The organism is Ruegeria sp. YTSC004 (genome assembly GCF_059609805.1).
In genome coordinates, this window is the sequence record NZ_JBXWMJ010000003.1 from 50,066 (window position 1) to 72,499 (window position 22,434).

The 22,434-nt window shown below is 56.4% G+C and carries 18 protein-coding genes; 12 read left to right on the forward strand and 6 right to left on the reverse strand.

Features of this window, described 5'->3' with window-relative positions; all coding sequences use genetic code 11:
• Positions 1–21: 21 nt before the first annotated feature.
• Entirely contained in the window at positions 22–2,637 is a 2,616-nt protein-coding gene (gene mutS / locus AC2FFP_RS07225) for a DNA mismatch repair protein MutS (protein WP_496880918.1), read from the reverse strand.
• A gap of 161 nt (positions 2,638–2,798) precedes the next feature.
• On the opposite strand from mutS, the gene AC2FFP_RS07230 reads away from it, so the two are divergent.
• The gene (locus AC2FFP_RS07230) at positions 2,799–5,054 is read left to right on the forward strand and encodes an NADP-dependent malic enzyme (RefSeq protein ID WP_472722505.1); all 2,256 of its coding nucleotides are present in this window, start codon (positions 2,799–2,801) and stop codon (positions 5,052–5,054) included.
• A 3-nt stretch (positions 5,055–5,057) separates the two neighbouring features.
• Positions 5,058–5,930: a ribokinase gene (locus AC2FFP_RS07235; RefSeq protein WP_496766004.1), complete on the forward strand. Its 873-nt coding sequence runs from the start codon at positions 5,058–5,060 to the stop codon at positions 5,928–5,930.
• Here the strand turns inward: AC2FFP_RS07235 and msrA are convergent.
• From msrA to AC2FFP_RS07250, 3 genes are all read right to left on the reverse strand, one after another.
• Positions 5,927–6,598, reverse strand: a complete 672-nt coding sequence (gene msrA, locus AC2FFP_RS07240) for a peptide-methionine (S)-S-oxide reductase MsrA (protein WP_496766002.1) — start codon at positions 6,596–6,598, stop codon at positions 5,927–5,929. The two genes, AC2FFP_RS07235 and msrA, sit on opposite strands and share 4 nt — an antisense overlap.
• Positions 6,599–6,696: 98 nt before the next feature.
• Positions 6,697–6,978, reverse strand: coding sequence for an SCP2 sterol-binding domain-containing protein (locus AC2FFP_RS07245; RefSeq protein ID WP_496739263.1), 282 nt, complete (start codon positions 6,976–6,978; stop codon positions 6,697–6,699).
• A 148-nt stretch (positions 6,979–7,126) separates the two neighbouring features.
• On the reverse strand, positions 7,127–8,353 hold the full coding sequence (locus AC2FFP_RS07250; RefSeq protein WP_496726272.1) for an argininosuccinate synthase: 1,227 nt from the start codon (positions 8,351–8,353) through the stop codon (positions 7,127–7,129).
• 91 nt (positions 8,354–8,444) lie between these two features.
• Between AC2FFP_RS07250 and AC2FFP_RS07255 the strand changes: the two genes are divergently transcribed.
• From AC2FFP_RS07255 to AC2FFP_RS07270, 4 genes are all read left to right on the forward strand, one after another.
• Positions 8,445–9,260, forward strand: coding sequence for a hypothetical protein (locus AC2FFP_RS07255; protein WP_496880856.1), 816 nt, complete (start codon positions 8,445–8,447; stop codon positions 9,258–9,260).
• A gap of 56 nt (positions 9,261–9,316) precedes the next feature.
• Positions 9,317–10,543, forward strand: a complete 1,227-nt coding sequence (gene ilvA, locus AC2FFP_RS07260) for a threonine ammonia-lyase IlvA (protein ID WP_496765997.1) — start codon at positions 9,317–9,319, stop codon at positions 10,541–10,543.
• Between the two features lie 175 nt (positions 10,544–10,718).
• Positions 10,719–12,353 carry an SAM-dependent methyltransferase gene (locus AC2FFP_RS07265; RefSeq protein WP_496880857.1) on the forward strand — a complete coding sequence of 545 codons (1,635 nt, stop codon included), beginning with the start codon at positions 10,719–10,721 and terminating at the stop codon, positions 12,351–12,353.
• A 161-nt stretch (positions 12,354–12,514) separates the two neighbouring features.
• On the forward strand, positions 12,515–13,243 hold the full coding sequence (locus AC2FFP_RS07270) for a glycosyltransferase family protein (RefSeq protein WP_496765994.1): 729 nt from the start codon (positions 12,515–12,517) through the stop codon (positions 13,241–13,243).
• 333 nt (positions 13,244–13,576) lie between these two features.
• Here the strand turns inward: AC2FFP_RS07270 and AC2FFP_RS07275 are convergent, their stop codons facing one another.
• Complete coding sequence (locus tag AC2FFP_RS07275; protein ID WP_496765989.1) at positions 13,577–13,900, reverse strand: Hpt domain-containing protein; 324 nt, start codon at positions 13,898–13,900, stop codon at positions 13,577–13,579.
• Between the two features lie 151 nt (positions 13,901–14,051).
• Here AC2FFP_RS07275 and AC2FFP_RS07280 point away from each other — a divergent pair, with 151 nt between their 5' ends.
• Entirely contained in the window at positions 14,052–15,323 is a 1,272-nt protein-coding gene (locus tag AC2FFP_RS07280; protein WP_496880858.1) for a PP2C family protein-serine/threonine phosphatase, read from the forward strand.
• Here AC2FFP_RS07280 and AC2FFP_RS07285 read toward each other — a convergent pair.
• Positions 15,320–15,763, reverse strand: coding sequence for an NUDIX hydrolase (locus tag AC2FFP_RS07285; RefSeq protein WP_496777004.1), 444 nt, complete (start codon positions 15,761–15,763; stop codon positions 15,320–15,322). The two genes, AC2FFP_RS07280 and AC2FFP_RS07285, sit on opposite strands and share 4 nt — an antisense overlap.
• A gap of 76 nt (positions 15,764–15,839) precedes the next feature.
• Here AC2FFP_RS07285 and hslO point away from each other — a divergent pair, with 76 nt between their 5' ends.
• The 5 genes from hslO (at position 15,840) to AC2FFP_RS07310 (ending at position 22,415) form a co-directional block, all read left to right on the forward strand.
• A complete protein-coding gene (gene hslO / locus AC2FFP_RS07290; protein ID WP_496765983.1) occupies positions 15,840–16,817 on the forward strand; it encodes an Hsp33 family molecular chaperone HslO in 978 nt (325 codons plus the stop codon).
• Positions 16,801–17,406 carry a CoA pyrophosphatase gene (locus tag AC2FFP_RS07295; protein ID WP_496765981.1) on the forward strand — a complete coding sequence of 202 codons (606 nt, stop codon included), beginning with the start codon at positions 16,801–16,803 and terminating at the stop codon, positions 17,404–17,406. Before hslO ends, AC2FFP_RS07295 begins: the two co-directional genes overlap by 17 nt.
• On the forward strand, positions 17,403–18,557 hold the full coding sequence (locus AC2FFP_RS07300) for a CCA tRNA nucleotidyltransferase (protein ID WP_496765979.1): 1,155 nt from the start codon (positions 17,403–17,405) through the stop codon (positions 18,555–18,557). Before AC2FFP_RS07295 ends, AC2FFP_RS07300 begins: the two co-directional genes overlap by 4 nt.
• A 190-nt stretch (positions 18,558–18,747) precedes the next feature.
• Positions 18,748–20,586 carry an ABC transporter ATP-binding protein gene (locus AC2FFP_RS07305; protein ID WP_496765974.1) on the forward strand — a complete coding sequence of 613 codons (1,839 nt, stop codon included), beginning with the start codon at positions 18,748–18,750 and terminating at the stop codon, positions 20,584–20,586.
• Positions 20,583–22,415, forward strand: a complete 1,833-nt coding sequence (locus AC2FFP_RS07310; RefSeq protein WP_496880859.1) for an ABC transporter ATP-binding protein — start codon at positions 20,583–20,585, stop codon at positions 22,413–22,415. The genes AC2FFP_RS07305 and AC2FFP_RS07310 overlap by 4 nt, the downstream gene beginning before the upstream one ends.
• Positions 22,416–22,434: the final 19 nt, after the last annotated feature.

The following is a 22,434-nucleotide window of genomic DNA, read 5'->3' on the forward strand; positions in this document are numbered from 1 at the left end:
TTTGAAAAGGTGAAGGGGCGGTCAGGTTTTGGCCGCCTCTTTCAGTTTGTAGATCAGGTCGAGTGCTTCGCGCGGGGTAAGCTCATCCGGCAGAATATCGTTCAGCATGTCGGTTACCGGAGAAGCTTTGGGCGCTGGTGGTGGCGGTGGCGGGGCGGCCGAAAACAAAGGCAGATCGTCGATCAGGGTCTTTTGCTTCCCCCCTTCGCGTTCGGTTTTTTCAAGTTGATCCAGAACGATACGGGCACGTTCAACGACCGAGGCGGGCAGTCCTGCCAATTGGGCGACCTGCACACCGTAGGACCTGTCAGCCGCGCCTTTGTGAACTTCGTGCAGGAAGATCACTTCGCCTTCCCATTCTTTGACAGCAACGGTGGCGTTTTCCACGCCTTCCAGTTTGCCGGCAAGTGCGGTGAGTTCATGGTAATGGGTTGCGAACAGGGCGCGACATTTGTTGGAGGCGTGCAGATGTTCCAGCGTGGCCCAGGCGATGGAGAGGCCATCATAGGTGGCCGTACCGCGACCGATTTCATCAAGAATAACAAGAGCGCGGTCATCAGCCTGATTGAGGATGGTGGCGGTTTCGACCATTTCGACCATAAAGGTCGAGCGTCCGCGAGCCAAATCATCCGACGCTCCGACGCGGCTGAACAGTTGGCTGACTAGCCCGACATGCGCCTGTTCCGCAGGCACGTAACTGCCCATCTGGGCAAGCAGGGCAATCAGGGCATTCTGGCGTAGGAAGGTCGATTTACCGGCCATGTTGGGACCTGTCAGCAGCCAGATCGCCGCGCCTTTGTCAGCACTGAGATCGCAATCATTGGCGATGAAGGCGTCGCCGTTTTGCTGGCGCAATGCCTGTTCGACCACCGGGTGTCTTCCGCCCTGAACATCGAACGCGCGTGAGGCATCAACTTGCGGGCGACACCAGTTTTCACCACGCGCCAGATCGGCCAGAGCAGTGGTCAGATCCAGTTCAGCCAAACCGCGCGCTGCTTGGTTGAGACGTGCGGCCTTATCCAGAATTTCGCCAGAAAGCGTTGCATAGAGCCGTTTTTCGATCTCAAGCGCCAAGTTTCCGGCGTTTAGAATGCGGGTCTCGATCTCGGACAGCTCCACGGTCGTGAACCGGACCTGGTTGGCGGTTGTTTGACGGTGGATATAGGTCTCAGAAAATGGTGGGTTCAGCATTTTCTCGGCATGGGTGGCCGTAGTTTCGATGAAATAGCCCAGCACATTATTATGCTTGATCTTCAGTGACGTGATGCCGGTGTGTTCCGCATATTTCTGCTGAAACCCGGCAATGACGGAACGACCTTCGTCGCGTAGGGTGCGGGCTTCGTCCAGTTCGGCATCATAACCCGGGGCGATGAACCCGCCGTCCCGGGCCAGCAATGGGGGTTCGGCCACAAGCGCTTGGTCAAGCAGGCTCAGCAGGTCGTCAAATCCGACCAGATTTTGCAGGGCGGTGGCTAAAAGAACCGGCAGGTCTCGACCTGCGCAGAGCTCAGCGATTGCGGCGGCCTGTGTCAGACCGTTGCGAATGGCGGTCAGATCCCGCGGGCCACCCCGATCCAGTGACAGGCGGGACAGCGCCCGGTCCAGATCCGGGGTTTTGCGCAAAGCCTCGCGCAGGTCTGATGTGATCAGGCTGTCGTCGGCCGCAAAAGTTACAGCATCCAGCCGCCCGTGGATGACGTCCAGATTGCGGGATGGGCTCGAAAGCCGTTGGTCCAACAGTCGTGCACCACCCGGTGTGACGGTGCGATCCATCACAGATAGCAGCGAACCAGCGCGGCCGCCGGACAGGGATCGGGTCAGTTCTAGATTGCGCCGTGTGGCGGCGTCGATCTGAACGACGCGGTCCTCGGATTCTTTCAATGGGGTTTGCAGAAGCGGCAGTTTGCCTTTTTGCGTGATTTCCAGATAGTCGATCAGTGCGCCCATGGCGGAAATCTCAGCCCGGCCGAAACTGCCAAATGCGTCCAGTGCGCCCACGTGAAACAGCCCGCATATGCGCTTTTCCGCCGCAGTGCTGTCGAAGCTGGCACGCCCGATCGGAGTCAGCGAGATACCCAGATCCATAACGGGTTCGTTCAGTTTGTCCTGCACACCATCGGCCACGATCAACTCGGAAGGAGCCAGCCGGGCCAGTTCGGGACTGAGGCGCACTGAGGTCAAAGGCATCACGTGAAATGCGCCAGTTGAGATATCGGCCCAAGCCAGCGCGGCCTCATCGCGAACCTCGGCATAGGCGGCCAAGAAGTTGTGGCGGCGAGCCTCAAGCAGGGCATCTTCGGTCAAAGTGCCAGGCGTTACGAGGCGCACAACATCGCGCTTTACGACCGATTTAGAGCCTCTTTTTTTCGCTTCAGCCGGGCTTTCCATCTGTTCGCAGACGGCCACGCGAAACCCTTTCCGGATCAGCGTCAGCAGATACCCTTCAGCCGCATGGACCGGTACGCCGCACATCGGAATGTCGGTGTCGTTATGCTTTCCGCGTTTGGTCAAGGCGATGTCCAGCGCTTCGGCGGCGTTGACGGCGTCCTGAAAGAACATCTCGTAAAAGTCGCCCATGCGGTAAAACAGCAAGGCATCGGCATGCGCCTCTTTGATTTCGAGATATTGCGCCATCATCGGCGTGACTGTGGACAAGGCTGACCCCTTTTGGCGTATTCCGGTCGCGACCTTACAAATCCACCCATCTCGACGAAAGGTGAAAAGTATTCTCGTTGAGGCGCGCGCCTGCCTGCGCTATGAGGCAAAAGTCCCGCAGATGTAAAGAAACGACCCATCACATGCCCAAAGCGAAGATCACCAAAGAAGAGGCGCTGGCCTTTCACCTCGACCCGACACCCGGCAAGTGGGAGGTTCAGGCCACCGTTCCCATGACGACGCAACGCGATCTGTCGCTGGCTTATAGCCCCGGTGTCGCTGTTCCATGTGAAGCTATCGCCGAAAACCCAGAGACTGCTTACGACTACACCAACAAGGGCAATCTGGTTGCGGTGATCTCGAACGGCACGGCGGTTCTGGGCCTTGGAAATCTTGGCGCGCTGGGTTCGAAGCCGGTGATGGAGGGGAAATCAGTCCTGTTCAAACGGTTCGCCGATGTGAACTCGATCGATATCGAACTGGATACCGAAGACCCGGACGAATTCTGCCGCGCCGTGCGTCTGATGGGACCGACCTTTGGCGGTATCAACCTGGAAGACATCAAGGCGCCCGAGTGTTTCATCATCGAACAGCGCCTGAAGGAAGAGATGGACATCCCCGTCTTCCACGACGACCAACACGGCACGGCGGTGATCTGTGCGGCGGGTCTGCTGAACGCGCTGCGTATCTCGGGCAAAAAGATCGAAGACGTGAAAATCGTGCTGAACGGCGCGGGTGCGGCGGGTATCGCCTGTATCGAGCTTCTCAAGTCGATGGGCGCAAAACACGAAAACTGCATCGTCTGCGACACCAAGGGCGTGATCTACCAAGGCCGAACCGAGGGCATGAACCAGTGGAAATCGGCCCACGCGATCACCACCGAGTTGCGCACATTGGAAGAGGCGATGAAGGGCGCGGACGTATTCCTTGGTGTGTCGGTCAAAGGGGCAGTGACGCAGGATATGGTTGCCAGCATGGCAGACAACCCGGTGATTTTCGCCATGGCGAACCCGGACCCGGAGATTACGCCAGAAGAGGCGCATGAGGTTCGTGTTGATGCCATCGTCGCCACCGGGCGCAGCGATTACCCGAACCAGGTGAACAACGTTCTGGGTTTCCCTTACCTGTTTCGCGGCGCGCTGGACATTCACGCCCGCGCTATCAATGACGAGATGAAGATCGCTTGCGCCCATGCACTGGCCAATCTGGCGCGCGAGGATGTGCCGGATGAGGTTGCCATGGCCTATGGCAAATCTCTGACCTTTGGCCGGGACTACATTATTCCGACGCCGTTTGACCCGCGCCTGATCCACCGTATTCCACCTGCCGTGGCAAGGGCCGGGATGGACACTGGGGCAGCCCGCCGCCCGATCATTGATATGGACGCCTATGAGCTGAGCCTGAAATCCCGCATGGACCCGACCGCCAGCATCCTGCGTGGCCTGAACGCCCGTGCACGTCAGGCGCAAAGCCGGATGATCTTTGCCGAAGGCGATGATCCACGCGTCTTGCGCGCGGCGGTGATGTATCAGCGATCGGGCTTTGGCAAGGCGCTGGTTGTTGGTCGTCCAGACGATGTGAAGGAAAAGCTGGAAGCCGCCGGTCTGGAGGACGCGGTGCGCGAGTTGGAGGTGATTAACGCCTCCACAACCACGCATCTCGAAGCCTATAAGGATTTCCTTTACAAGCGTCTGCAGCGCAGTGGCTTTGATCGCAAGGATATCCATCGTCTGGCCGCGCGGGATCGCCATGTGTTCTCTTGCTTGATGCTGGCGCATGGCCACGCCGATGGCATGGTCACCGGTGCAACGCGGAAATCGGCACATGTGCTGGAACGCATCAATCATGTGTTTGACGCTGATGCCGAACATGGGGCCGTTGGTGTAACGGCGCTGTTGCACAAGGGTAAGATCGTTTTGATTGGTGACACGCTGGTCCATGAATGGCCGGATGAGCATGATCTGGCCAATATCGCCGAACGCTCGGCCTCGGTCGCGCGGCATTTGGGGCTGGACCCACGCGTTGCCTTTGTCAGCTTTTCCACCTTCGGCTATCCGGTATCTGAGCGGGCTGAGAAAATGCACGTAGCGCCCGAGATTCTGGATAAGCGCGGCGTCGATTTCGAATATGATGGCGAGATGACCGTGGATGTGGCGCTGAACGTGGAACAGCAAGAGGCTTATCCCTTCTCGCGTCTTACGGGCCCGGCCAACATCTTGATTGTACCCGCACGGCATTCGGCCTCAATCTCGACCAAGCTGATGCAAGAGATGGGCGGCGCGAACGTCATTGGCCCGATCCTGACTGGTGTCGATAAGCCGATTCAGATCTGTTCGACTGGCTCGACAGCAAATGACATTCTGAACATGGCCATTCTGGCCTCGTGCGATATTGGATAAGCCATGACGATCTGGAACCTTGGCTCAATTAATGCGGACATGGTCTATGCCCTGCCGCATCTGCCCACAGCCGGTGAAACCCTGGCCGCTTCGAACTTGGAGCGGTTTCTGGGCGGCAAAGGGGCTAACATGTCCGTTGCAGCAGCGCGTGCCGGATCGCGTGTGGCGCATATCGGCGGCGTGGGATCTGACGGGCGCTGGGCGCGGGACCGTATGACTGAATACGGCGTCGACACCCGGTTCATCGCCGAGGCTGAGGTGCCCACAGGTCACGCGATCATTGCGGTGGACGAGCAGGGTGAGAACCAGATCATTCTGTATCCCGGCGCGAACCACGCCATCGAGCAGGATCAGCTAGCACAGGCGTTATCGCAGGCTGTTCCCGGCGATCTGCTGGTCATGCAGAACGAAACCAACGCCCAGGTCGAGGCCGCCCGCATGGGCCGTGATCTGGGACTGACCGTCTGCTATGCCGCAGCGCCGTTTCAGGCTGATGCCGTACAGGCGGTGCTGCCCTATCTGGGCTTCCTGATCCTGAATGAGGTCGAAGCAGAACAGCTGCGTGAAAGTACGGGGCAATCCGTCGCTGAATTGCCCGTCAAGCATGTTCTGGTCACGTTGGGGTCCAAGGGCGCGCGCTATCTACCCAAAGATGGCGACGTGCTTGAGATTTCGGCACACAAGGTGAAAGCCGTGGACACGACCGGCGCAGGGGATACCTTCACCGGTTACGTTCTGGCCGGAATGGACCGCGGGTTGCCGATGCCGCAGGCGATTGCACAAGCAAATCGTGCCGCGGCCCTGATGGTCACGCGGCACGGTACGGCTGATGTTATTCCCGACCTCAAAGAGGTGCTTGAGGCCCGGTTCGGTTAGGATCCGGCGAATGGCGCGTTGCCGCCCCACAGCTGTTTGACCCGGGCGTCCCGACCGCAGGCTTTGCGGTAGGCTTTGTATGCGTTTTTCTGGCGTTTCGGACCAAAGCGGGTGAACACCAGCTTGTCGCCCTTGTAGTAATCCTGATGGTAGGCTTCGGCTGGGTAAAAGGCGCCCGCGTTCAAGATGGGCGTGACTACGGTTTGACCCAACGCTTGCTGCGCATTGGCTTTGGCTCTCTGCGCCAATGCCTTTTCGCCTGTGTTAGAGACAAAAACAGCAGTGCGATAGCTGTTGCCGCGATCACAGAACTGGCCGCCTGCGTCGGTTGGATCAACGGAACGGAAAAACATGCTCAGCAACGTTTCACGGGAAACCCGCGCAGGGTCGAAGGTGATCTGAACAGCCTCGTAATGGCCAGTACCGCCTTTGGTTACTTGGTCATAAGTCGGATTGGCTGTCTTGCCGCCGGTAAAGCCGGATACGGCGCCAATCACGCCGGGAACCGATTCAAAATCGGATTCAACACACCAAAAACACCCTCCGGCGACGGTCAGGGTTTCGGTGCCGGCAGCTGGTGCGGGCAGGGCGCGCAACATCGCAGCCAGTGTGATCAGGACAAACAGAAGCGACGGTTTAACGAAACAGAGGTATGCGGTCCGGGTCATGGCAGATCTCCTTCTGAGATCAGGCTGCCCCGACTTTTCTACGGTTGCAATCCGCTGACATGGTTTGTCACGCGCTGGTGAGACGAGTTTATCGGCGCTTACCCCAGCAACTGTCCAAGTTTCATCGCCACACCCATATTGCCCGAGATCTTGAGCTTGCCCAATGCCACACCGGTCATCGGGTTCAGCTTGCCGGTCAGCAGTTTGGCCAGATTTTCCTGTGAAATTCGTATTGTACAGTCTGCATCCTGATCTTGCGTCGTCGCTTGATTGTCGATCAGCACGATCACCCCGTCATCACCGCAATCGAACTTAAGAGAGCCGTCAAATGACTTGCCATTCAGGCCTTTTTGAATTCCGTCAGCGATGTCCTGAAGCATGGTGTACCCTTTCCTGTTGACCTTTGCGTAAAGACAAACAGGCAAAGCAGGCAAGGGTGACGCTACTGGAACTGACTTGTCAGCGAAGACAAAGAAAAACCCGGCATCCTTTCGGGCACCGGGTTCGTCGTTGCAGCGATGGCAAAAATTACTTGGACAGACGCTTCTCGCGCGAGGCCAGCAGTTTCAGACGCAACGCGTTCAACTGGATAAATCCGGCTGCGTCTTTCTGATCGTATGCCCCGGCATCGTCTTCAAAGGTCACGTGTTCCTCGGAGTAAAGCGAGTGATCCGACCAGCGACCAACGGTTGAAGCCAAACCTTTGTAAAGTTTCACGCGGACGGTGCCGGTGACGTGTTCCTGCGACTTGTCGATTGCAGCCTGCAACATCTCACGCTCAGGCGAGTACCAGAAGCCATTATAGATCAGCTCCGCATATTGCGGCATCAACTGGTCCTTCAGGTGCATTGCGCCACGGTCCATGGTGATGGATTCGATACCACGATGTGCTTCCAGCAGGACGGTGCCGCCGGGCGTTTCGTAGATGCCACGCGACTTCATGCCCACAAACCGGCCTTCGACCAGGTCAAGACGCCCAATGCCGTGCTTGCCGCCGTATTCGTTCAGCTTGGTCAGGATGGTCGCGGGGCTCATCGCCTCGCCATTTATGCTGACCGCGTCGCCTTTTTCAAAGCCGATCTCGATGAATTCGGGTTCATTCGGCGCATCCTCGGGGTGGACGGTGCGCTGATAGACGTAATCGGGCGCCATATCGGCGGGGTCTTCCAGAACCTTACCTTCGGACGAGGTGTGCAGCAGGTTGGCATCGACCGAGAAGGGCGCCTCGCCACGTTTGTCCTTTGCAATCGGGATCTGGTTCGCCTCGGCAAACTCCAGCAGTTTGGTCCGGCTGGTCAGATCCCACTCACGCCAAGGCGCGATCACCTTGATGTCGGGGTTCAGCGCATAGGCCGCCAGTTCAAAGCGCACCTGATCGTTGCCCTTGCCTGTCGCGCCGTGGGCGACGGCATCGGCACCGGTTGCCTCGGCAATCTCAACCAGACGTTTCGAGATTAGCGGACGCGCGATTGAGGTGCCCAGCAGGTAAAGACCTTCGTATTGCGCATTGGCGCGGAACATCGGGAAGACAAAGTCGCGGACAAACTCTTCGCGAATGTCTTCGATATAGATGTTTTCGGGCTTGATCCCCAGCAGCTCGGCCTTTTGGCGGGCGGGTTCCAGTTCCTCACCTTGACCCAGATCGGCGGTGAAGGTCACAACCTCACAGCCATACTCGGTCTGCAGCCATTTCAGAATGATCGAGGTATCAAGGCCACCGGAATAGGCCAGAACAACTTTCTTGGGCGCGGACATCTGACTTCCCTTTATGCGTAGAACGACTGGCCCCTAGCGGGTTTTGGACGCGGGGGCAAGCTGTGTGGATTGACGCAGGCCCGGAATTGGGGTGAAACGGTCGGATAGAGAACAAGGATTGGTTGAGAGGGCGGTTTTTGTGTTGGGACTAGAGATTTTGGTGCATTCGGTGAAGATGGTTCTAAGGAACCTTAAACAAGCGCTGCAGATTTCAGTTGTGCCTGCGCTCATCGGCGGGCTTCTGGTCATCGGATTGTTTTTTCTGTTCGGCATCCCTTTTGAAGAATTCGACAGTGAAACGAACGGCTTCCCTGAAGGCGTAACAGCGGTTTCCTTCGCGGGGTTTCTGTTGTGTTTAGTGGTGGTTATCTTTGGGGTTATGCTCTGGATTGTCGTGTCGTGGCACCGGTTTGTTCTGCTTGAAGAATACCCGACCGGGTTGGTTCCACCTTTCCGGTTCGACCGAGTTCTCGCCTATTTCGGGCGTCTTCTCATGCTTTGCCTCATAGCTTTTGTAATCATGATACCGGCGGTGCTGATCATGGGTATGATGGCGCAAGCTTCAGCAGCGTTGGGAATTTTGGTCTGGGTGGCTTTGGTAATCTTTCTCACCATCGGGTTTTATCGGGCATCCCCTATTTTGCCCGGCGCAGCCATCGGAAAACCACTAAAACTTTCTGAGGCTTGGCAGGCAACTTCGGGTGCCAACGGTGCAATTGTGCTTCTGGTCATTTTATCCATTCTCCTCCAGTTGTTGCTTCAACTGCTGGCGTCGCTGTTGCTCTTTGTTCCGGTAGTCGGCGTCCTGATCGTGTTGTTTGCCAGCATGCTGGTTGTCCCATTGATCAATGTCAGCATCCTGACCACGATCTACGGCGTCTTTATCGAAAGACGCCAGCTCTCGTGAGCCGTACACATATGTATTCCTTGCCCTTTTGGTCGGGATAGGCCACTGAACGGGTCATGTGTGATTTCGTGACCCGCGCCCGCGCTGCCGAACAGGCGATGCGCTCTGTGTTTCCAGCGACGCCGCTGCAACGGAATGCCCATCTGTCCGACCGCTACGGTGCGGACATCTGGCTCAAGCGCGAAGACCTAAGTCCGGTGCGGTCCTACAAGATCCGTGGCGCATTCAATGCCATGCGCAAGCAGCAGGGGCAGGACCTGTTCGTCTGTGCCAGCGCGGGCAATCACGCGCAGGGTGTAGCCTATATGTGCAAGCATCTGGGTGTGAAGGGGGTGATCTTTATGCCGGTGACGACGCCGCAGCAGAAAATCCAGAAGACCCGGATTTTCGGCGGCGACAATATCGAGATCCACCTGACCGGAGACTATTTTGACGATACTCTGTCTGCGGCGCAGGACTGGTGTGCCCAGCAAGGTGGATATTTCCTGTCGCCGTTCGACGATGAAGATGTGATCGAAGGGCAGGCTTCCTTAGCGGTTGAGATTGAGGAACAGCTTGGACAGGTTCCCGATCATGTCATCTTGCCAGTGGGTGGTGGTGGCATGTCGTCTGGCGTGGCCACGTGGTTCGGGGATCGCACCCATTGTCTATTTGTGGAGCCGGCGGGTGGCGCCTGTCTGCGTGCTGCATTGGCGGCGGGTCATCCGGTGGCTCTTGATCACGTGGACACGTTTGTCGACGGTGCGGCCGTGGGTCGGATTGGGGAAAAGCCATTTGAGCTGTTGAAATCCCGCCACCTGTCTGACGTTCTCGTGCTGTCCGAAGATCGCATCTGTACCACCATGATCGAAATGCTGAACGTCGAGGGCATCGTACTGGAACCTGCGGGTGCTCTGGCGGTCGAAGCCGTCGGTGACGTGCAAAGTTTCATTCGTGGTAAGACCGTGGTGTGCGTCACCTCGGGCGGCAATTTCGATTTCGAACGCTTGCCCGAGGTTAAGGAACGGGCGCAGAGGTATTCGGGCGTCAAAAAATACTTCATCCTCCGCCTGCCACAACGTCCAGGCGCGTTGAAGGAATTTCTGGGCATTCTAGGTCCTGAGGACGATATTGCCCGCTTTGAGTACATGAAAAAATCGGCCCGCAATTTCGGATCTGTCCTGATCGGGATCGAAACGCGAAAGCCTGAGAATTTTGTGCGCCTGTTCGCGCATCTTGATGATGCGGGCTTTACCTATACCGACATTACCGAAGACGAAACGCTGGCGCAGTTCGTGATCTGACGGGCGCAAACGCCACGGCGGCTGGATCACGGGCCGGATTGTGGTGTCGTCGTTCGCTTGGCAGCGTGGGTGCAGGTCAACCGAATGGGAACGCTTCTGTCCAAATTCCCTCTAGAGACAACTCCGGTTGCCGGATAGTGTGCAGCCACCAACACCCTCAGATAGCTTGATCAAAATGACATACGTACAAGATGCCGAACACAACATTTGGGTTCGCAACGATTCCGCAGACATCCTCTATTCGGATGGTGTCGCGAAGGAGGATAGACTCTTTAATGGTGTATCAAGCTGTAAGGACCGATCCGTAAATTCATCCGAGATCGACGCATTGATCACGGATTGGGCTTCCGAATACCATTTCTCGGCCAAGCGCCACTTTGTTCTGAAAGGCTTGGACTTCAAGAAAAACCAGTCGGTACTGGAACTAGGTTGCGGTTGTGGTGCCATTTCCAGGTATCTGGCAGAGCAGGGCGTGGATCTAACATCCGTCGAAGGAACGGTCTCGCGTGCACGAACCGCATCAAAACGATGCGAAGACCTGCCGAACGCCGAGTTTTATGTCGACAATTTCACCAAGTTTCAGTCCGACAAAAAATTCGATTGGGTCCTCTTTATTGGCGTGCTGGAGTATGCGCCGTTGTTTGGTGACCAGAATGACCCGTTCGGTTCTTATTTGGAAGTGGCCAAGCGGCACCTAAAGCCCGGCGGTAAAATGGTCATCGCGATCGAGAACAAGCTTGGTTTGAAGTACTGGAACGGGGCGTCAGAAGATCACGTGGGAAGCCCTTACTACGGAATCCACGATTTGTATGATGGGGGCTCAGCTGAAACATTCAGTAAGCGGGAAATAGCGAACCTACTGTCTGACAAAGGTTTTGAACATCAAGAATTCCAATACGCTTTTCCAGATTACAAAGTTTGTGAGACTTTGCTTACCGAGGCCGGCCTTATTGCTCCTGGCTTCAATTCCTCTGATCTGCTTCTGGGCACCCGCTCACGCGACTACAGCCGAAAGTGGGAGCCAGCATTCACAGACGGTCTTGCCATCTCTACTCTGAACAAGGCCGGGCTTCTTGGTGAGTTCGCCAACTCGTTTCTGATCGTTGCAAGCTCTCGGAAATTCAAACACGCCACGAAACTTGCGTTCACGCATAACATCGGAAAACGGCACCTGGCATTTACCTGCGAGACCGCATTTGTGCCCCGCAGAGGTCAGATATCCGTTCAAAAAACGACAGCAATCTCAGAGCCGGACAGGAGAATTGACGTCGGCCCCTACACCATTTGTCACGACACCTCTTCCGCGCCATACGTTTCAGGCGTCAGTGAGGGTGGCCAGATTATCCGCCAGATGCACCGAACCCCACGTCCCGTCCGTCTTTGGCAGAGTTTTGTGCCTTGGGCAGAGCATCTGAAAGCCCAGTGCACGCAAGCAGCGGACAGCAACTCAAGTGAAGACTGGACCATCGACGGTTCTTATGTCGACGCTACACCATTCAATTTCATCAGAACCCCCAGCGGGCTAAAGCAAATTGATGTCGAATGGCGGGCAGAACAAGACATTCCATTGGGGTGGGTGATCGCGCGCGGTGTCAGGCAGGTCATGATGCATGGATCGCCCAAGATTTCATACAATCAAGCAAGAATTTTTGGCACCGCAAGAATGGTTTTGGAAGGCATTGGTTTGACGCTGACGAATGACGAATATGATCGTTTCACACAGCTTGAGCGTTCTTTCATGCGTGCCGTCAAATCTGCCCCGGCAAAAAAAAAAGATCCTCTACATCGCGCAGAACTGACCCAGTCCTGATTGCTGTAAAATCACCCTATCAAGAAGGCAAGCAGCACAGTTGGGGGGAAAAAATATATGCACACAGCCTTGCTGACGCATTTTCCGACATTGGTCTTCCTGCGCGGGTAGATGACCACAACGAGTGGTCATCAAAATCTGACGCCGACGAAGCGGCCGTTTTGATTCGCGGTAAGTTGAAGTATCCGTATGAAGCAAAACAGGGCTCTGCCAGTTGGCTAATCAGCGAGATGATTCAGGGCGAGGTTTCAAAAGAGGCCGACAATCATACAGCCAACTTCTTTGCATCGCGTCTCTTTTTCGAGGGAATCAAAACTCGCCCTCAGGATTCCGTTCTTTTTCAGGCAACGGATCATCGCATTTTCTACCCGGGCGAGCGTGACTATGGTGGTCCTACGCTGTTTGTCGGAAACAATTACCGAAGATGGGAAGTTCGGCCGGTCATTCAAAAAGCATTAACCGAGGCATTGCCTGTCGAAGTCTACGGAGACAGGTGGGACAGGAAATTAACCTCGGATCGCCTTCGTGCTGCAAGCGTTCCGAACCTCCAGTTGGGTCAACTATATCGATCTGCGGGCGTCGTCCTGAACGATCACCGCCCCCCGATGCGTGAGAATGGTCTGATTTCCAACCGGGTCTTCGATGTGCTTGCCTGCGCAGTCCCGCTGATTTCAGATAGAATAAAAGGCCTGCCTGATGGGTTCGAGGAATTTATTTATATGTTTGATGATGATTTACCGCTGGCGGACTTAATCACACAGGCAAAAACGGAATCGGCTGCGAAACGCCGCAAGCGCGCAGACTTCGCGCACTATGTTGTGCAGGAGTACAGTTTTCTGGCGGCGGCAAAAACTATCGCTGCTAGCCTAGGGTTACCGCAGAAACCCTAACCGGAACTGACATGCATTATTTGAAAACCTTCAGCTGGGTTTCTTTCTTTGTTCGACACTGATCAAAGTATTAATACCCGGCAGAAAATGAACAGTCGCGCGCACGAATGAACGCCACGGTTCGCGCCAACTAGGACACACATGCAGAGGACTGCGGTATGAAGGACGGCGTGGAGTTGTGCCGACAGGGCGCGCTGCGGATCCTGAAAAAGATGGGCGTTGGGTATTTCACTCAGGATTGAGGATTGGAGTTCAGCTTCAAGAAATCCCCTTCTTTGGACGGGTTTGCCCTGAAAATCTTGCGCCTGAATGTTCCGAAAATGGCCTTGGGCGTTAAAGATCGCCCAACCCAGTCTTGAATTCACTGGCAGAGCGTTCGAATACACTGAGGATATTGGCAAGGTCGACCACCTGGCTGTTCCCTTGCGCCGATTGTCGTTCCCCATCCTGACACAGCTTGGCCAAAGCTTCGAACCCAAGGCTCAGTGCGCTGCCTTTTACGAAATGCAGGTTTTGTTCAAACTCTGTGCGGGCGGTGTCGTTCCGAAGCCGGGTAAGGGCTTCGTTCACCTCATCAAGAAAGATGTTCACCACCTCTTCAAATTCGCTGGCGCCAACCTCGTCCCTTAGTTGCCGGACCCTGGAGCAGTTGATCATGCCATCCTCGCTTTATCTGCCAGGGGATTTGGTACCGCAGAACCGGTAAAGAGCAGGTTAAGCGGAATGAACTTCGGCTTTCACCCATTGTTAAACTGCGGCGCGATAGGGTCTTCCTATTCTGATAAGAGCCGCTGGGCAGAGGGTTAAGGTGACAAGGTTCAGTCAGGCAGACAGTGGATCAGATCTGGATTTTGGTGTGATCCAAAAGGTGCTTGTCGTCGATGACAGCCGCCTGCAGCGTCGTATTCTGGTCGCATCGCTCAAGAAATGGGGATTTGACGTGCTTGAGGCCGATAGTGGTGATGTTGCGATTGAAATGTGCGCAACGGACCCGCCGGATCTTGTCCTCAGCGATTGGGTAATGCCGGGGATGAGCGGGCTGGATTTCTGCAAGGCGTTCCGCGCCTTGGACAACAGGCAGTATAGCTATTTCATCCTGCTGACGTCCAAAAGCGAAAAGCAAGAGGTGGCGCGCGGTCTGGATGCCGGCGCGGATGATTTTCTGATCAAACCGCTTGAGGCAGATGAGCTGCGCGCGCGTATATCAGCTGGTGCGCGTATTTTGGATATGCAGCGCGAATTGTCCAAGAAAAATCAGATGATCGAATCCGCGCTTGAGGAGCTGCGCGTCGCCCATGACGCGATCGACAAGGATCTGATCCAGGCACGCAAGATACAGGAATCGCTAGTGCCCGAATTGACGCGCGAATTCGGTAAGTCCCGAGTCAGCATGTTGCTGAAACCCTGCGGCCATATCGGCGGCGATCTGGTGGGGATGTTCTCTCCGGGTGTGAACAGGCTTGGGTTTTACAGTATCGATGTGTCCGGGCACGGCATCACATCTGCGATGATGACCGCGCGTTTGGGGGGCTATCTGTCCAGCAATCATTTTGATCAGAACGTGGCGATGGCGCGGCGTTTCGACAAGTTTTATGCTCTGCTGCCGCCGGAAGAAGTTGCCGAAACCCTGAACTCGCGGCTGATGGCGGATACGGGAATCGAAGAGTATTTCACAATGGTCTATGCCATCGTAGACCTGCGCAATGGGCATGTGAAAATGGTGCAGGCCGGGCACCCTCATCCGCTGTTGCTATGTCAGGACGGCAGAACTGAATTTCTGGGCGAGGGCGGGTTGCCTATCGGATTGCTGCCGGACGTCACCTTTCAGCGGACCGAATCCTACATGCAACCCGGCGACCGGCTACTGCTTTATTCCGATGGGTTCACAGAATGCAGTCTCGCCGACGGTGGCCTGCTGGACGAGGATGGCTTACGACAGATGGCGCTGGATTGCGGGCCCGATCGAAACGGAACGGAGTTCCTTGACGATATGTTCTGGCGGCTGACACAGGCGATGGCACCTGGCCGGGGTATGGATGATGATGTTTCGGCTGTTTTCTTTGAATACAACGGTCACTAAAGCCGCTTTTCATGCAGCGCGGCAAAGTGGCGATCTCCGTCATTGCCCAGCAATTGGACCGCATCGGCGGTGTCCATCCATATGGCTTCATGGAACGGCTCAGACGGTGGACCCATGCGCTGGATGGGACGCGCGCGATAGATATGGCACAGCTTTTCGGCCCACAAATCGTATTCGGGCATATAAGTGAACCGACGAAAAGCGCCGATGCGGCGGGGCGACGCGATCAACCAGCCGGTTTCTTCGAACACTTCTCGGTGCAGGGCTGTGATGGGTGATTCGCCCGGATCAATTCCGCCGCCGGGCAATTGCAGATCGGGCCCGGGTTCTGTCTGACAGGTCAGTAAAAGGCTTCGACCTCGGGGCAGCAATGCATAAACACCCACCCGGCGTGTATATGTTCGCCCAGCTTGAGGGGTTTCACCAAACCGTCTGATCATGTATGGCCCCTTAAAACCCGAATAGTTCGACCTATATGCTGGCGGTATGCCAACCTGTGGCGTGTAAGGAAACCCCATGTCTCTTGGAACAAAAATCGCGTGGGACGATACCGTCCTGCCCTTTCAACTCGATGTATCGGATATCCGCGGCCGTGTGGCCCGTCTGGATGGTGTGCTTGATGGCATCCTGAGCCAGCATGACTATCCCGAAAAGGTCGAGGCGCTGGTGGCCGAGATGGCCCTGCTGACCGCATTGATCGGCCAGACTGTTGCGCTGCGCTGGAAGCTGTCGCTGCAGGTTCAATCCAAAGGTCCGGTGCGCATGATTGCGACCGACTATTATGCGCCTCAGCATGAGGGGGAGCCGGCCCGCATTCGCGCCTATGCCAGCTTTGACCGTGATCGCCTGACCGATGGTGCGCCGTTCGATCAGGTGGGCGAGGGGTATTTTGCCATCATGATTGATCAGGGTGAGGGAACCCAACCTTATCAAGGCATCACACCCCTGGACGGTGGATCGCTTAGCGCTTGTGCCGAGGCATATTTCGCCCAGTCGGAGCAGTTACCGACGCGGTTTTCGCTGAGCTTTGGCAAATCGACCGAGCCGGGCGTTGGCGAACATTGGCGTGCAGGTGGGGTCATGTTGCAGCACATGCCCAAAGCCTCGCCTTTTGTGGCCTCCGGTGAGGGCGAAGGGAACATCCTGACTGCAAATGATCTTGTTGATGGTGAAGAAGGCGAAAACTGGGGTCGCGTCAACGTGTTGTTGGACACGGTTGATGACCTGGAGCTGATCGGCCCGTCAATTGCACCGACGGATTTGTTGATCCGTCTGTTTCATGAGGAACAGCCGCGGGTCTACGATGCGCAGTCGGTGCAATTTGGGTGCACATGTTCCGAAGATCGTGTGCGGCAAAGTCTGTCGATTTATTCGGCTAAGGACATCGAGAAGATGACTACGCCCGAGGGTGACGTGACCGCCGATTGCCAGTTCTGCGGTGCGCATTACGTGCTTGATCCTTCCACGGTTGGTTTTGATGCGGACAACGCCTGATCCAACTGATCAGCTGCGGGCGGCCTTGCGCCGCCCCGGCGAAGGTTCAAGCGATTTCGACCTGAACCCTGATTTTGTTCTTCCCGAAGGTCGTAAACTCCGTCCCGCCGGAGTTTTGGTTCCGATTTCACTGGTGGGTGGTGTGCCCCGCCTGATCCTTACAAAACGATCTTCGGCTCTTAAACATCACCCCGGTCAGATTGCTTTTCCGGGTGGCAAACAGGATAAAGGCGATGCGGATGTAACCGCCACCGCTTTGCGCGAAGCCCAGGAAGAAATCGGGCTGCCACAGGAGTTGCCGGAAATTCTTGGCCACTTACCGACACATGAAACGGTGACCTCCTTCACGGTCACACCTGTGGTGGCGATCCTGCGGGAACCCTTCCAACCGGTACCGGAACCGGGCGAAGTGGCAGAAGTGTTTCCGGTTCCGCTTGCACATGTGCTCAACCCCGCGAATTATATCGTTGAATCGCGTCGCTGGCGCGGACAAAGGCGGTATTATTTCACGGTACCTTTCGGCCCCTACTACATCTGGGGTGCAACCGCCCGAATTTTGCGGGGATTGGCAGCACGGATTAACGAATGACACACATCATAGAAGACTGGGTGTCCGAACCTGCAACGCAAAGGTTCTGCGCCGCCCTGACCGATGCCGGTTTCCAGGCTCTGTTTGTCGGCGGATGCGTGCGCAACGCGCTATTAGGATCTCCGGTATCAGATATCGACATCGCCACCGACGCGCGGCCTGAAAAAGTGGTCGAGCTGGCGCAGAAAGCAGGGCTTAAGGCCATTCCCACCGGGATTGATCACGGCACAATCACCGTGGTTAGCCAGGGTATCCCGCATGAGATCACTACCTTTCGCCGTGATGTTGAAACGGATGGCCGGCGCGCCGTCGTCGCTTTTTCAGACAAAGTCGAAGAGGATGCCGCACGTCGCGATTTCACGATGAATGCGATCTACGCGAGGCCTGACGGTATCGTTCTGGACCCTTTGAATGGCTTGCCTGATCTGAAGGCGCGTCGCGTCCGGTTTATCGGCACTGCTGCGAACCGAATTCGTGAGGATTACCTGCGGTCGCTACGCTATTTCCGCTTTCACGCCTGGTATGGGGATGCCGAGGCTGGGTTTGATCCCGACGCTCTGGCGGCCATTGCGTCCAACCTGGATGGTCTGGCGGGATTATCCCGCGAACGCGTGGGGGCCGAGCTATTGAAACTGTTGGGGGCACCTGATCCCGCGCCCTCCGTTGCCGCGATGCGCAGTGCCGGAGTTATGGTGCAGCTATTGCCGGGCGCAGATGATCGTGCATTGGCACCGTTGATCGCGTTGGAACAGCAGGCTGGCGCCGATCCGGAACCGGTGCGGCGACTGGCGGCCATTGCGCCACCCGAGGTCGCGAAATCGTTGCGTCTGAGTCGTGCACAATTGCAGCGCCTGACCCGTATGCGGGATGAGGCATCCAGCCCGGCCAGCTTTGCCGAATTGGGATTTCGGTACGGTGAAACAGACGGGCTGCATGAATCGCTTTTGCGCTGTGCCTTTCTGGAACAGCCCTGGTCAGACACTATCAAACGCGATCTTCACGCAGGTGCCGCTGCGATCTTTCCAATCAAGGCAACCGATCTGATCCCTGAATTCACCGGCCCTGCGCTGGGCAAGAAACTGGCTGAGCTTGAGGCGCAGTGGATTGCTTCGGGCTTCACGCTGCGTCGCGAAGACCTGCTGGGTGAATGAAGGAAGTCTCAAAAGGGGATGACAAGCAAATAAGTTTATGGTTACTTGCCCCTGTCACATGAATGGAGGGATGCGAATGTATTACGGGATCTGGGACAGCTAAGGCTGGAACACTTTGACCCGTAAGGGTGGTGTTCTGACGCCATCTTTCTTCGCATGACTTACTTTTTGCTCAACCGGAGCACCCTCCATGTTTCGCTATTTCGAAAACCTCGTTGACCCTTTTATTGCCTACAAAGAAACCGACACGCCGCCGACGCGGTTGTGGCCATTCATGCTGGACTACTCGCAGCCGTTCATGCGGGTGTTCTTCTGGGCTGGTTTAATCTCTGTCGTTGTTGCGGCAGTTGAAGTTGGCCTGATTTACTACATGGGCCGAGTGGTTGACCTGCTGTCGGGCTCTCCGGCCGAGGTCTGGCAGAACCACGGCACCGAATTTATCCTGGTCGCGGCGTTTGTGCTGCTGCTGCGCCCGATGCTGCATGTCGTGGATGTGCTGTTGTTAAACAACACGATCCTGCCGAACTTTGGCACCCTGATCCGCTGGCGTGCCCACAAACATGTTCTGCGACAATCGGTGGGGTGGTTCGAAAATGACTTTGCCGGACGCATTGCCAATCGGATCATGCAGACGCCACCTGCCGCAGGCGAGGCCGTGTTTCAGGTGTTTGACGCCATCTCATTTTCGATCGCCTATCTGATTGGCGCGGCGATCCTGTTGATGGCGGCGGATCCACGGTTGCTGTTGCCGCTGCTGATCTGGTTTGCGCTTTACGCCATTCTGGTGCGCTGGACGGTGAAAAGGGTCGGTCCGGCTTCGCAGGCTGCGTCCGATGCGCGCTCGGCTGTGACGGGTCGGGTGGTGGACAGCTATACCAACATCCATTCGGTCAAGATGTTCGCCCATAACGAACAAGAGTTGGACTATGCCCGCGAAGCCATTGAAGAAACGCGTCGTACCTTTCAGGTCGAAATGCGGATTTTCACCATAATGGATGCGGTACTGGTCGCTCTGAACGGTTTGCTGATCGTCGGCGTGGTTGGTTGGGCCATTTCCCTTTGGATGCAAGGGAGCGCATCTGTGGGTGTCGTTGCGGCGGCGACTGCCTTGACCCTGCGACTGAACGCGATGACTGGATGGATCATGTGGGCGTTGACCAGCTTCTTCCGCCAGCTTGGTGTCGTGGCAGAGGGCATGCAAACAATTGCCCAGCCCGTTGACCTGCTGGATATGCCGGACGCTAAGTCCTTGCAGCTGAACAAGGGCCAGATCGAAATTCGCGATCTGTCGCACCATTATGGCCGTAAAACCGGTGGGCTGGATCACATCAATCTGACCCTCCATCCAGGCGAAAAGATTGGCCTAATCGGGCGGTCTGGTGCGGGGAAATCGACCCTAGTTAAGCTGCTTTTGCGGTTTTACGACGTTGAACAGGGCGCGATCCTGATTGACGATCAAGATATCGCCAGCGTCACGCAGGACAGTTTGCGCAGCCATATCGGTATGGTTCAACAGGACAGCGCTCTGCTGCATCGTTCGGTGCGCGACAACATCCTCTATGGCCGTCCCGAAGCCACAGAAGAGCAGATGATTGCTGCCGCCAAGCAGGCCGAAGCCCATGAGTTCATTCTTGATCTGCAAGATCCCGAGGGGCGCACCGGCTACGACGCGCATGTGGGTGAGCGGGGCGTGAAGCTGTCTGGCGGTCAGCGGCAGCGCGTAACACTGGCGCGGGTGATCCTGAAAGATGCACCAATCTTGCTGTTGGACGAGGCGACATCCGCTCTAGATTCCGAGGTCGAAGCGTCAATTCAGGAAACTCTTTACGGCATGATGCAAGGTAAAACCGTGATCGCAATTGCCCACCGGCTGAGCACCATCGCGCAGATGGACCGTATTCTGGTCATGGATGGCGGTCGGATCGTCGAAGAAGGCGGCCATTCCGAACTGTTGGCGCAAGGTGGGCTTTACGCGCAGTTCTGGGCACGGCAATCTGGGGGCTTCCTGAATCCGGAGGCCGCTGAATGAGGATTGCCGACCTCATAAACCCGTTCAAGAACACCGAAACGCCCCCGCCGCAAATGCTGGGGGCGTTCATTCGCTGGTGCCTGTCCGGCGCATGGCCAATGATCTTCGTTGCAGCGTTTTTCTCGGCTACCGCGGGTGCGATGGAGGCGGGCACTGCGTGGATGCTGGGCCTGGTCATTGACGCAGCAACCACAAGCGGGCCTGAGAACTTTCTGACCGCCAACAACGTCTGGATGATCCTTGGGGTCGTTGCGTTTTTCATGCTACTGCGCCCGGCACTGTTCGGACTTTCGTCGCTGACCAACAACTATATCGTCATGCCCAATATCACGCCGTTGGTTCTGGCCAAGCTGAACCGGTGGACGTTGGGCCAGTCGGTCACATATTTCGACGACGATTTTGCCGGGCGGATCGCGCAGAAGCAGATGCAAACATCCAACGCGATGGCGTCGGTGGTGTCCGAGACGATCAGTGCGATCGTGTTTGCCTTGGCCTCGCTGGCGGGCTCATTACTTTTGTTAGGGTCTATTCATCCGCTGGTTATGCTGCCATTTGCGGCTTGGCTGGTCGTGTATTTCTTGCTTGTCCGTTGGTATCTGCCGCGCATCCGTAAACGCTCAGCGGCGCGGGCAGGCGCTCGCGCGATGGTGTCCGGGCAAGTTGTCGACACGATCACCAATATCAAGACCGTTAAACTGTTCGCCCATTCGGAATTCGAAGATCACGCCGCGCGAAATTCCATGGTTGATCTGCGTGAAAAGATGTTGGCGTTCGGAAGCCTGTCGGCCAGTTTCCGCTTTATCTTGATGCTGTTGGCCGGGGTTCTGCCGGTTTTGCTGATAGGTGCAACGCTGTGGCTGTGGCAAGCGGGGTCTGCGACAGCCGGTGACGTTGTGGCCGCAGGTGCCATTTCCATCCGCATTGCCCAGATGACCGGCTGGGTAAGTTTCACCCTCATGGGTCTTTACGCAAATGTTGGCGAGATCGAGAACGGCATGAATACGCTGGCCAAGCGTGAACGGGTTGAGGATCAAACGGGCGCGGCGGAGTTGTCCGTACCCGAAGGCCAGATCACCTTTGACCATGTCAGCTTTGCCTATGGTCGGGATGTCGGTGGTGTATCAGGCCTGAACATGACCGTGCACCCCGGCGAGAAACTGGGCATTGTCGGCGCTTCGGGGGCAGGGAAATCAACCTTGGTTTCGCTGCTGTTGCGCCTGTACGACGGTGAAAAGGGCACGATCTTGATAGATGGTCAGGACGTATCCGGAATAACGCAGAACAGCTTGCGCCGTCAGATCGGCATGGTCACGCAGGAAACCGCGATGTTCAATCGGTCGGCGCGGGAGAATATTCTTTACGGCCGCCCTGACGCCTCGGAAGAGGAAATGATCGAGGCGGCCAAAAAGGCCGAGGCGCATGAATTCATCCTCAGCCTTCAGGATGCCCACGGACGCACCGGCTATGAAGCACATCTGGGCGAGCGCGGAGTGAAACTTAGCGGTGGCCAGCGACAGCGGATTGCGCTGGCGCGCGCCATTTTGAAGGATGCGCCTATATTGGTGCTGGATGAGGCAACCTCGGCGCTGGATTCCGAGGTTGAGGCCTCGATTCAGACGGCGTTGCATCGGGTGATGCAAGGCAAGACGGTTCTGGCTATCGCGCATCGGTTGTCCACACTCAGCGAGATGGACCGGATTATTGTCCTGGACCAAGGGCGTATCGTGGAAACCGGCACACATGACGCGTTGTTGGACCAGGGTGGGCTATATGCCCGGTTCTGGCATCGTCAGTCAGGCGGGTTCATTCAGGCCGAGGCTGCGGAATAAGGGTTTTGTTGCCGGCCAA